The organism is Breoghania sp., from assembly GCF_963674635.1.
Lineage (GTDB): Bacteria > Pseudomonadota > Alphaproteobacteria > Rhizobiales > Stappiaceae > Breoghania.
In genome coordinates, this window is the sequence record NZ_OY771475.1 from 2,420,488 (window position 1) to 2,432,106 (window position 11,619).

At 60.6% G+C, this 11,619-nt stretch carries 10 protein-coding genes; 5 read left to right on the forward strand and 5 right to left on the reverse strand.

The genetic code is table 11. The features are described from left to right. The first annotated feature begins 222 nt into the window (after window positions 1-222). Window positions 223-612: a response regulator gene (locus tag ABGM93_RS10500; RefSeq protein ID WP_321499194.1), complete on the forward strand. Its 390-nt coding sequence runs from the start codon at window positions 223-225 to the stop codon at window positions 610-612. Window positions 613-919: 307 nt separating this feature from the next. Here ABGM93_RS10500 and ABGM93_RS10505 read toward each other — a convergent pair whose 3' ends face one another. Next, a complete protein-coding gene (locus ABGM93_RS10505; RefSeq protein WP_321499196.1) occupies window positions 920-1,123 on the reverse strand; it encodes a hypothetical protein in 204 nt (67 codons plus the stop codon). Between the two features lie 9 nt (window positions 1,124-1,132). Here ABGM93_RS10505 and ABGM93_RS10510 point away from each other — a divergent pair, with 9 nt between their 5' ends. Continuing rightward, the gene (locus ABGM93_RS10510; protein ID WP_321499197.1) at window positions 1,133-2,149 is read left to right on the forward strand and encodes an ATP-binding protein; all 1,017 of its coding nucleotides are present in this window, start codon (window positions 1,133-1,135) and stop codon (window positions 2,147-2,149) included. 56 nt (window positions 2,150-2,205) lie between these two features. Here the strand turns inward: ABGM93_RS10510 and ABGM93_RS10515 are convergent, their stop codons facing one another. Beyond that, window positions 2,206-4,764, reverse strand: coding sequence for a L,D-transpeptidase family protein (locus ABGM93_RS10515; protein ID WP_321499198.1), 2,559 nt, complete (start codon window positions 4,762-4,764; stop codon window positions 2,206-2,208). 385 nt (window positions 4,765-5,149) lie between these two features. Beyond that, complete coding sequence (gene mutL, locus ABGM93_RS10520; protein ID WP_321499199.1) at window positions 5,150-7,087, reverse strand: DNA mismatch repair endonuclease MutL; 1,938 nt, start codon at window positions 7,085-7,087, stop codon at window positions 5,150-5,152. A gap of 217 nt (window positions 7,088-7,304) precedes the next feature. On the opposite strand from mutL, the gene ABGM93_RS10525 reads away from it, so the two are divergent. After that, on the forward strand, window positions 7,305-8,183 hold the full coding sequence (locus ABGM93_RS10525; protein ID WP_321499202.1) for a TIGR01459 family HAD-type hydrolase: 879 nt from the start codon (window positions 7,305-7,307) through the stop codon (window positions 8,181-8,183). Window positions 8,184-8,297: 114 nt separating this feature from the next. Here the strand turns inward: ABGM93_RS10525 and ABGM93_RS10530 are convergent, their stop codons facing one another. Together ABGM93_RS10530 and ABGM93_RS10535 are read right to left on the reverse strand one after the other, a co-directional pair. Next, entirely contained in the window at window positions 8,298-8,975 is a 678-nt protein-coding gene (locus ABGM93_RS10530) for a protein phosphatase CheZ (RefSeq protein WP_319772857.1), read from the reverse strand. A 242-nt stretch (window positions 8,976-9,217) separates the two neighbouring features. Then, entirely contained in the window at window positions 9,218-9,601 is a 384-nt protein-coding gene (locus ABGM93_RS10535; RefSeq protein ID WP_319772856.1) for a response regulator, read from the reverse strand. Between the two features lie 256 nt (window positions 9,602-9,857). Here ABGM93_RS10535 and ABGM93_RS10540 point away from each other — a divergent pair, with 256 nt between their 5' ends. Both ABGM93_RS10540 and ABGM93_RS10545 read left to right on the forward strand, forming a co-directional pair. After that, a complete protein-coding gene (locus ABGM93_RS10540) occupies window positions 9,858-10,310 on the forward strand; it encodes a MaoC family dehydratase (protein WP_321499205.1) in 453 nt (150 codons plus the stop codon). 163 nt (window positions 10,311-10,473) lie between these two features. Beyond that, window positions 10,474-11,529, forward strand: coding sequence for a bifunctional riboflavin kinase/FAD synthetase (locus tag ABGM93_RS10545; protein WP_321499208.1), 1,056 nt, complete (start codon window positions 10,474-10,476; stop codon window positions 11,527-11,529). The last annotated feature ends 90 nt before the right edge of the window (window positions 11,530-11,619 follow it).

Sequence of the window (11,619 nt, forward strand, 5' to 3'; positions counted from 1 at the left end):
GTCAAACCGGCAGTATTTCCCCGCACAGAACAACGACAGTCGTAATACCAACAATGTTGACGTACGGATAAGTTCATCTAACCTTGAGACATAATTTAAAAACTCTCGCTCAGCAATGCGAGCGCGCAGGTGGCGGCACATGAATTGATTGGTTATACCAATACATGGGGCTGATAATCTGAAATGCTACCCGAAAAAAAGACTGTGAATCACAGCCGAGTGATGATCGTTGATGACGATGAGGACGACATCTACCTTATGAAAAGGGCGCTCAATCGCCTGCAGGAAAGCGCCCGCATGAATCTCGACCTGACATTCGTCTGCTCAGGTTCGGAAGCTCTGGGAGAGATCGACCGTCGCCTCGTCGACAACTCGCTTCCCTCGAAGATCTTTCTTGACCTCAACATGCCGGGCATCAATGGACTGGATGTCCTCAGCCACTGCATGGCTCAGAACATTCTGAACGAGGTGGAGGTCGTCGTCATAACGACGGCTTCGGACCCCGACACCCACAATCTGGCACTCGCAAATGGCGCGCGGACCGTTTGCGTGAAGCCAGATAGCCTGAAGGAAATGTCAGACCTTCTCTCCTCCTTGCTGGCAGCAGAATAACGTCGCTCAGGCGGTCAAGAGCTTGTCGCGCCGGTTTCTGGCGCGGTCGAGGCTCCCCGGTCATGTGAAGTCCCGCATTTGAGATGCCTACGCTTTTTCACCGTATCGACACGACGCGTGGCTGGGGCATAAACTTGATTTATTGGTGAGTTTGAACATTCACCCTTGCGCCCAGCAGAACCGGATCCTCTTCTCTTCAAGGCCCATCCGGCCGGGATCGGGCCTGAGCACGATGATGCGGGCGCGCCTTCGCGGCCGAGGAGGGACCGCGGCAATGCTGTCAGAATTCGATCGACTTCTGGAAACATCAACGTTTTCCGGCGAGGGAAGCGGGTGGCTGTTCGGCAAAGATCCGATAATCCTGCACGTAGCATCCGATCTTATGGTCCTGTTTGCCTTCGTCCTGGTTCCCGGTCTCCTTCTCTATTTTGTCAGACATCATCCCCGCTCCGCGCAAAGACGGGCCCTCCCCCACCTTCTCGCCTTCATCCTGATCTTCGGCATCGCTCATACATGCTTGATGATTACCTTCTGGAACCCCCTGCCAGCGATTTATGGCCCGGTGCAGCTTTTCACCATCGCAGTGACGCTTCTGGCCTTCGCAGTTGCTTGGTTCACGCTGCCGCGAATCCTCAAGCTCCCGAGCCCGTCCAGACTTCAGGCGGCAAACCGTGCATTGGCGAACGAAGTGGAGAAACACAGCCGCACCAGTCGCGCGCTTACGCTCATTCAGGACAAACTGCGCGAGAACCTTAGCTTGCGCGCACGGGAAATCGAGAACAAGACCGCGGAACTCGAACGCGCCAACGAGAGCCTGCGCCGGTTCGCTCATATTGCCTCTCACGACCTGCAGGAGCCGTTGCGCAAGATCGCGGCCTATGCCGACATTCTGGAAGAGGCAATCGCGGAGAAAGATGCGGAGGAAGCCTCCCGTGCGATGGAGCGGCTTCGCGCAATGTCCTCGCAGGCCCGCATCATGGTCTCCGACCTGCTGCGCTTTTCGAAGATGAGCCAATACCAGCCCGTGCGCGAGCCCATCGACCTCCAGGCGGCGGTCGATGAGATCGCCGAGATCTTCGAACAGACGATTTCAGGACGCAGCGGGTCGCTGGAGATTTCGCTTCCCGCCCTGTGCGTCCACGCGGACCCGCTTCTGCTGCGCCAGATCTTTCAGAACATGCTCGCAAACGCGGTCAAATATGTACCTCAGACCCGCGCGCCCCACATCATCATCAAAGCAAAAGAAGGCGAGGACAACTGGAAGATCACGATTGAGGATAATGGCATTGGCTTCGATCCGACCCTGAAGTCCAAGATCTTCGAACCTTTCACGCGCCTTCACGGCCGCAAGATCGCTGACGGGTCCGGCATCGGGCTCGCCATCGTCTACCGCGCCGTCCATGCCATGGAATGGGCAATCGACGTGGAAACCCAACTCGATATCGGCACCACCTTCTGCCTGTGGATCCCAAAACGGGATCTGCGCCAGGAGGGGGCGACGGCAGAGAAAACGGCAGCGGCAGGCGCAGTGTCGTGAAATGAAAAAGGCGCCCGAGAGGCGCCTAATCCAATATCCCACGCAATGAACGAACCTCAGCCGTGGCGAGCCTTCTCGGTCGCCCTGAGGGCCCGCTGCAGATACATGTCACGATCATACATATCCGCGAAGAACTTGACATTGCCCGTCTTCTCATCCGGCCAAGCCGTGAAGTAGGAGACATAGACGGGGACGTCGCTGGTCACGGAATCGGACTCGTTCTTGCCCTGTGCAATGCGGCCCGCAATGTAGGTTTTGTCCTTGCCGAGCACCGCAGCTGCCATGCCGCGCGGATCCTGCAGACGTACGCAACCGTGGCTGAACGCGCGCGCATCGCGCTTGAACAGCGCCTTGGCCGGCGTGTCATGCATGTAGATATGGTGCTTGTTCGGGAAGAGGATCTTCAACTCACCCAGCGCATTGGACGCACCGGGGAGCTGACGCACGTTGACGGACTGCTGCTTGCTGGCGACCGCATGCCAATCCACGGATGCGGAAGACACCGTCCGACCATTGACCGTCGACACCTCGTACCCCCTGTCATCGAGATAATAGGGGTTCTTGTTGAGGTGCGGGATCATCTCGTTGACGATGATCGAATAGGGAACGCCCCAATAGGGGTTGTATTCCACGGTCTTGATCTTGTCGTAGAAGAAGTTGGTCTGGTTGGACTTCCTGCCGACCACCGCACGCATCTTGAGCGGCTCCTGTCCGTCCTGGACGTAGGTTGCGGTGAAAGCGGGCTGGTTGATGAAGACATGGCGGGCGCCAAGGTCGCGCGGCAGCCAACGCAGGCGCTCCATCGACAGCTTGATCTTTTCGATCTTGGAGCCGAGCGACATGCCGACCATGCCACGCACCGTGTTTCGACCGACAACGCCATCGGACGTCAGCCCCGCCTCACGCTGGAAGTCTTTCACCAGCGCAACCAGCTCGGGTGTGTATTCATCGCCACCGTCATAGGCATCAAACGTAGCCGCGTGCTTGGCCTTGAGTTCGTCGGAAGCCTTCAGGTCGATCGCCTTCACGACATTGGCCATTTCGGCACTGCTCTGACCCGGTTTGATCAGCGTGCCGGTTGCGATGGTCACCGGCTTTTCCTCGCTCTGATCTTGCAGGATGGCGAGTTTCGTCATCAACGCCTTGAACTCGCCATTGGTCGGATTGAGGTCGAGCATCGCGGTGGCGATGTCCGCATCGGACTTCGCTGAAAGCTCGTTGAGGATCGCGGCCAGGTCGACCTTGTGGCGCGGCAGATCGTGATAACCGGAGATGCGGTCCGGATCGACCCGCCCGCGCTGCGCATCCAGCGCGTAAGTCAGCACCGCCTTGGTCAGATCGATTTCGAAACGCATGAGATCGCGCGCTTCGGAACTCGTGCCGAGCGTCCCGCCTGCCAAGGGTGCGGTGGCGTCGGTGGCAATGCTGTCATCGCCAGCGTTGTTGCTCGCAACTTCCACATCACCGCCGGTCATCGAGACGGTCTCGTGGGGCAGGTTCACGTGATAGTCGCGCGCATCCAGGCCGACGGCTCCGGCATCAGCCAACGTTTCCATGACAGCACGGGCACGAGCCGTGACCTTACCGTCCTTCACCCAAAGATAGTCGGGGGTGGCTGCGTAATGAGCCTCAAGCGCCTCGATGACTTCCGGCAAGGCACGGACGCGCATGCCGTTCAGCAAATCGGCCTGACGCGCAAACTCGCTCGGGCCTGCCGCGACGGCCGGCTGCTCGACTTCGACCGCAGGCGCCACGGCAGTTTCGGGATCGCTCGCGTTCTCGGCAGGGGCAACGGCAGTTTCAGGGGCGCTCGTGTCCTCTGTTGCCGCCTCTTCCGTGGTGGTCGCTTCCCTCGACACAGCATCATTCGCGGCCTGGCCGGTGCTGTCGAGCGCATCGGCAGTCCCCTCGCCTTCAGACGCGGCGGGCGCCTCGACGACACCGGTGGAATCGACGGCTTCGGAAGCATCGGCATTTTCCGGAAGCTGCGCGGGCTGAGGCGTGGATGCCTCGCCCGTAGCCACATCGGATACCGGCGCCTCGCTCGCCAGGTCCTGGGATGCAGGAGCCGTTTCGGCCTCCACATCGTTGACCGGCTTGTCGCCCGAGGTGGCGATGGATCCCGTCACGCGGATGCCATCGTCATGCTCGCTCGACACATTGGCAGCGGCGCGCCGTTCAGCCTCCAGACGGGCCGCTTCCGCTTCGGCGCGACGCTGTGCGGCGGCCTCGGCAACAACGCGTGACAAATCGTCCAGCGTCACCGTCTTCAGCGTATCGGGCTTGTATGTATGATACTTTGGAGCAGAGACGTAGGCTTTCACCGGTTCCGGATCATACCGATCATAATCGGCATCGGAGTTCCAACCGCCCCAGCCGAAGAACCCGCCGCCACGGCGCTCGCCGCGCGGGGAGCGGGCGCCACGCGGATCGCGGGAGACCTGGCCCCGGTCGGAAGGTTCTCCGCGCAGACGTTCCACGCTCCGCATGCCGGCAAAGCGATCGGCATCGGCGGCGGCCGGCTGGTTCGTTACCAGCACTGTCGTGGCCATTACCGTCGTGGCGAGAAGTGCGGGTAAAAAGGCCGCCTTGTGGCTGCGCTTCCAGAACGTCATTCGGAACCTACCAGATTTCTATATCGTCGAGCAGGTGACGAGAATCACCTGAACGAAGTTAACCAAACACTACGTCGGTCACGTTTGGACTTCACGTTCGAGCGAGCCCCTACGAAACCGGCGCCCTCTCCCGGGATTGGCTGCCCCAAAACGGGCTCTCCAACGAATTCCGGTCTACACCTGTAACGCGCATACAATGTGGCAATCAGGCCAAAGTTCCGGTGACGTATATCACTGTTTGTGCAGCCCTGAAGTCGGCGAAACAGGGTTGCCCCCCGAAATGTGGCTGTTTTCGGCCGATCACGACTGCCCAATTCTATTGACATACCAAGCACCCGCGCTTCCAAAAGTTGCACTATCAGCATTAGACCGGATGCCGGTGGCCTCAGCGGCGTCCGAACAATTTCTCGATATCGTTGAGCTTCAACTCGATCCAGGTCGGACGCCCGTGGTTGCACTGACCGGAAAGCGGCGTCGCTTCCATCTCACGTAACAGGGCGTTCATTTCCTGAGGCCTCAGCCGTCGACCGGAACGCACAGACCCGTGACACGCCATGGTTGCAGCAACATGGTCGAGTTTTTCTCGAAGCCGCGTCGCTTCGTTCAGATCGGCAATGTCGTCGGCGAGATCGCGGACTAGACCACGAATGTCGGTGTCGCCCAGAAGGGCGGGTGTCTCCCGCACCGCGACCGCGCCGGGACCGAAACCCTCCAGAACCAGACCGCATTCCGCCAACTCGTCCGCCCGCTCCATGAGCCGGTCGACATCGTCCTGCGCCAGTTCCACCACTTCGGGAATGAGCAGCATCTGGCTCGCCACCCCCTTTGCCGCCAGCGCCTCCTTGAGCCGTTCATAGACAAGCCGTTCGTGGGCGGCGTGCTGATCGACGATCACAAGGCCGTCCTCGGTCTGCGCGACGATGTAATTGGCATGGATCTGCGCTCTTGCCGCCCCCAGAGGCCGGGCCTGCATGGCTTCGTCCACCGGCTCCGCGTTGGCACGCGCATCGGCCGACGGCGCCTCAAAGCCCGCCAGGGGGGGCTGCGTCTGCGCCGGGCGGGAGGTTGCGCCATAATTCGCGCTGCCTTCGAACGCAGTTGCGGCTACGTGCTCGCCGCGCGCATCTGCGGTGCTTGCCGATCCCTCGAAGGGACGGAACGCGGAGGTCCGCCAGTCCTGAGCATCCCCTGAGGGGCGCGGCGGCGGGGTATAGGAACCGCCAGCATAGGAACCACTCGGGTAGCCAGAGGCTGGGCGACGCGGATCCAGCCCATTGGGTCGAGCGAAGTCAAGCGCCTCCCGCGCACCCGTCGATGAGGCCCGGTGTCCGGCCTCCACCAGGGCCCGCTTGATAGATCCCACCAGCAGGCCGCGCACAAGCTGGCCGTCTCGGAAGCGCACATCAGCCTTGGCCGGATGCACGTTCACGTCCACCTGGTGCGGATCGAGATCGATATCGAGCACGACGACCGCGGAACGGTCGCGCGCCAACACATCGGCATAGGCCCCGCGGATCGCACCCAGCAACATCTTGTCGCGAACCGGGCGTCCATTGACGAAAAAGAACTGTTGCAGGGCATTCGCGCGATGGAAAGTGGGCAGACCGGCGAACCCGACGAGGCGGACGCCTTCGCGCTCCGCTTCGATCGCCATGGCGTTGTCGACGAAATCGTCACCCAGCACCTGCGCAATACGGGCCATGCGAGCATCAGGACCGGTGGCAGCGGGAAAATCGAGGGGCTGACGGCGGTCGGGACCGGACAGCGAGAACCGAACATGGGGGTGAGCAAGCGCGATACGCTTGATCACATCGGAAATCGCGGTTGCTTCGGCCCGGTCGGTCTTGAGGAATTTCAGCCGGGCGGGCGTGGCGAAGAAGAGGTCGCGCACTTCAACCCGCGTGCCACGATTGAGCGCACTGGGCGCGACCTCGCCCTTGGCTCCACCATCGACCGTGATTTCCCAGCCGTGGGGCTCGTCGGCATTGCGGGTCGCAATGGTCAGGCGGGCAACGGCTCCGATGGAGGGAAGCGCCTCGCCACGAAAGCCCAGCGTACGAATGTCCATCAGGTCGTCTTCAGCCAGTTTGGAGGTACAATGGCGCTCCACGGCCAGCGCAAGGTCGTTGGCCGTCATGCCCTTGCCGTCATCGGTGACCCGCATCAGGGTCTTGCCGCCAGCCGCCGTCACGACCTCGATCCGGCTGGCGCCCGCATCGAGCGCGTTTTCCACCAGTTCCTTCACTACGGACGCGGGACGTTCGATGACCTCGCCCGCCGCGATGCGGTTGATGACGGTTTCTGAAAGCTGCCTGACTGACACGCCTTGGTGTTCCTGCATTTGTCGTTGATTGCACGGTCGCGCCGGACCGGATCCACCGGTTGCGGCCTCGCGGACAACTGAAAGCTTGCGGGCGCAGGACGTTCGATTATGGTGCGCCGCGCAGCCGCCCGTCGCCGCGCTGTCACAGTTCTGTGCTTTGCGTCCTAGTCACAGATCGAATCCCATCGAACCAACATTTTAGCAGATCCGAGACCCGATGAACGCCGACAGCCTGATCCTTCCCGGACTTTCCAACATTGCCGCAGACTATGACGGCATCCTTTGCGATGTGTGGGGGGTGATCCACAATGGCGTTCGCGTCAACCCCGGCGCCACAGAGGCGCTGTCGCGATTTCGTGACAAGGGCGGACGGGTGGTTCTGATCACCAATGCGCCACGTCCCAATCCGCCGATCTACGAGCAGCTGGAAGCCCTCGGCTTTCCCCGTCATGCCTTTGACAGCATCGTGACCTCCGGCGACGTCACCTATGCGCTTCTCCAGGCCCATGAAGGCGACACGGTCCTGCATATCGGTCCGGATCGCGATTATTCGCTTTACGAAGGCACCGGCCTCAAGGTTTCAGTGGATGCCCGTGAGGTTCCAGATGGCGGATTGATCGTCTGTACGGGCCTGTTTGACGACACGAGCGAGACGCCCGAAGACTATCACGCCCGTTTCGAGGCGTTGATCGCACGCGGCTTTTCCATGGTCTGCGCAAATCCCGATCTCGTGGTGGAACGTGGAGACAGCCTGATCTGGTGCGCGGGCGCTCTGGCGCGCGACTATGCGGCCATGGGCGGCAAGGTTCAGATCCTCGGAAAGCCGTACAAACCGATTTACGATCAGGCGCTGGGCGAGCTTGAGAAGCTCACCGGCGGCCCCGCAGACAAGTCCCGTGTCCTCGCCATCGGTGACGGCCTGCCGACCGACATTCGCGGGGCTCATGAGCAGGGCCTCGACGTGCTGTTCATCACCGCCGGCATCCACGGTGCCGATTTCGGCGAGACGGAAGCTCCCGAAGAAAAACTCGTGAAGAAGCGGCTGGCGGAGGAAGGCCTGACGGCGCGCGCCGCCATGCCAAGGCTTGCCTGGTAGGCGCCTTTCAGCCTCTTTCCCGACGCGCAACAAAAAAAGGCGGTGGCCATAGGCCCCGCCTGTTTTTATTCGATCCCAGCGAATAATCGCCCGACCGACACAGCAAAAGCCTTTCTAGTCGAAAAGCTTGTCGATATCGGCCTGATCGCTTCCACCCATCATGGCGTCGATCTCGTCCTGGGAAACACCTTCACCGGCATGCTGGGGCCCGTGCAGGATCAGCTCGCGTGCGCGACGCTCTTCCTCGGTCTCCTCGACCTCGGTTTCTTCCGTTTCCATGATACGCAGGCGCTCGACGAAGCTGGTCACGCGTTCATCGATATAGGAAAGCGTCTTCACAACCTTGGAGATGCGCTGACCGGTAATGTCCTGAAAGGCGCAAGCCTCGAAGATCTCGATCATCTTGTCGCCGACCATGGTCTGGTAGGCTGTCGCATCAGCGGCATCGGCGGCCATGATCTCTTCCGCCGCCTGCATGATCGTCTGGGTCGCGGCTTCGGTCGATTCCACGATAGCATCAAGCTCGCGCCCGGCTTCGGGAATACGATTGTGCTTCATGTCAGCCGCGCGCAATTGCAGGACTTCCTGCTTCATGCTCGCGATTTCAGTTGCGATATCTTCCAATTCCTGACGCATGGAAGGCGCGGACGCATGAAGCACGCCCTTGAAATCACCAACCATTATTTCCGCAAGGCGCATGACGTCGCTCAACGACACATCGCCGCCGCGCGCCTTGTTGTCTTCAAGAAACTTGATAACGCCCGAGACGTCGTGGTTCGTCATCGGAATCATGGAATTCCCCTGTCTGCCGCCTGATTCGCCCCGCCCTCACGACAGGACGCGATTTTCTGATCAGCGGCTCTGATTGCCCTATGAGCGAAACGCTCCGGCATGCCCCCTGGGTGCACTGCCGAATCGGCCCGCATGGCATCCCACAGCTGCGCTGAAGCGTCCGCGTTGAACCGCGGAGCGCCGGATCCATGACAATCGGTCGACCAGCAAACGGCGATCCCGAAGCGTTCGCCCGACGACGGTCAGTCGTTGAACACCGCGTCGATCTTGCCCTTGAGGGTCTGCGCGTTGAACGGCTTCACGATGTAGTTGTTCACACCGGCCTTTTTCGCGGCGATCACGTTCTCGGTCTTGGATTCCGCGGTCACCATGATGAATGGCGTCTTGCAGAGGCCAGAATCGGAACGAACCTGCTTGAGAAGCTCGTACCCGGTCATCGGCTCCATGTTCCAGTCCGAAATCACCAGACCGTATTTGCGCGCCTTCATTTTTTCCAGCGCCTCGGTGCCATCCGCAGCGTCATCAATGTCGCTGAAGCCAAGCTGCTTGAGCAGATTGCGAATGATGCGGATCATCGTCTTGTAGTCGTCAACCACAAGAACCGGCATCGAAAGATCAAGGGCCATATTCTACTCCATACACTCGCCTGAACAGCCATTACCAACGAGGCCGATCATACGTTGAGACAATCCAGGAAAGAGATCTGCCGGTACCCCCGGCTCCCCATATGTGCCGACACAGTAGGCAGAAGGGGCTGAAAAGAGAGTTAAAATTCGAAGGCTCAACCAACAAGAGCGTTCAAATGCTCCCAAAGCCGAATTGAGTGCACTCAGATGCCCCCCTATTTTGCTGCCCCCATCCGAGTTTTGCGGGAGCAAACGAATGTCTCTTCCTCCACTGCGCACACTCTATTTCGAAGACCTGTCGGTCGGCATGAGCGAAACACTCGTTAAGACCGTTCGCAGCGACGACGTGGTTGGGTTTGCGGAAGTTTCGGGGGACCGGAATCCGATTCACTTGTCCGAACATTTCGCGGCCAGAACGCCTTTCCGCACCCGCATTGCCCACGGTCTTTACACAGCCAGTCTGATTTCCGCCGTCCTCGGCACGCGCCTTCCTGGCCCCGGCGCAATCTATCTCTCGCAAACGCTGAACTTCATGGCGCCGGTGCGCATCGACGACGAGTTGAAGGTGACGGTGACCGTTTCGGAACTCGTGGAGCGCGGGCGCAAGGCGCGCCTTTCCTGCAGCGCCAGCGTTGGCGACACGGTTGTTCTTGAGGGAGAGGCGGTTGTCAAGGTGCCAGGACGCGGCGAACCGGGCGGCGTGGAATAAGCAGTCAGGAAATGGCACGCAATTGAAAACAAACCGGGACCGATGCGTGACCATCTGCCACGCCCCGGCCTTGCGCGCGCATGACGCTTGACCTATGCAAATCGAGGCGGCACGGTCCGCCAACCTTTTCTTGAAGCCTCACTGCCTATCGGGACCCGACCGCATGTCGCATTCCGCCGAACCGGCGCAGAAAGCGTTTCAGCTTGCCACTTCGCTCGATGAGTTTCCAGACACCCTGAAGGGTGGCGTGGTCGGAATCGGCAATTTCGACGGCGTCCACCGCGGGCATCAGGCGGTGCTTGAACGGGTCATGGAAGAAGCCGCGAGCCTTGGCGTTCCCGGATATCTCATGACCTTCGAGCCGCATCCGCGCGCCTTCTTTACCCCGCAAAAGCCATTCTTCCGCCTGACGCCGCCCCACGCGAAGGCGGAGATCGTGCAAGCCTTCGGTCTGGACGGGATGCTGATCCTGCCCTTCGACGCCGCTTTCGCCGCGCGCGAGGCCAGCGAGTTCGTGGAAGATATCCTTGCGCGGCGGCTGGGCATTGTCCACGCGGTGACGGGCTATGACTTCCATTTCGGTCGCAAGCGCGCCGGCTCGCCGGACTATCTGCGCAGCTCCGGTGAGGCGCTCGGCTTCGGCGTCTCCATCGTCGAGCGGGTGCATGACGAAGGCGGTCAGACCATCTCCTCTAGCCGCATCCGCGACGCCATCGCGAAAGGCGAGACGGTGGAGGCCAATGCGCTGCTCGGCTATCGCTGGTTCGTCGAGGGCACAGTTCAGGACGGAGACAAGCGTGGTCGCGAGCTTGGTTATCCCACCGCCAATATCGCCCTTGATCCCGATTGCGAGATCGCGCACGGCATCTATGCGGTGCGCGTCGTCATTGACGGTGTGCTGCATGACGGGGTTGCGAACTACGGACGCAGGCCGACATTCGACAACGGCGCGGTGGTGCTGGAAGTGCACGTCTTCGACTTCAAGGGCGACCTTTATGGCAAGACGCTTGAGGTCTCTCTGGTGAGCTATCTGCGCGGCGAAGAGAAGTTCGACTCCATCGAGGCGCTGATCGCGCAAATGGATATCGACAGCGCCCAAGCACGCGCCGCGATCGCCTCCCTTCGTCCGCTTTCCCCACTCGATCGGGCGCTTTACGACATTCCCCATGCGCAAGATGCCCCTACCCGCAATGCGGCGGATGGCGAGGGCAATGCGTAGCAGCCACACGCGCGCGCCTCGCAAACCTCTTTATTCAACGCGCGTCTGCTGGTAAGACCGCGCCCATGTTTGGTTCGATGCCGATGACAC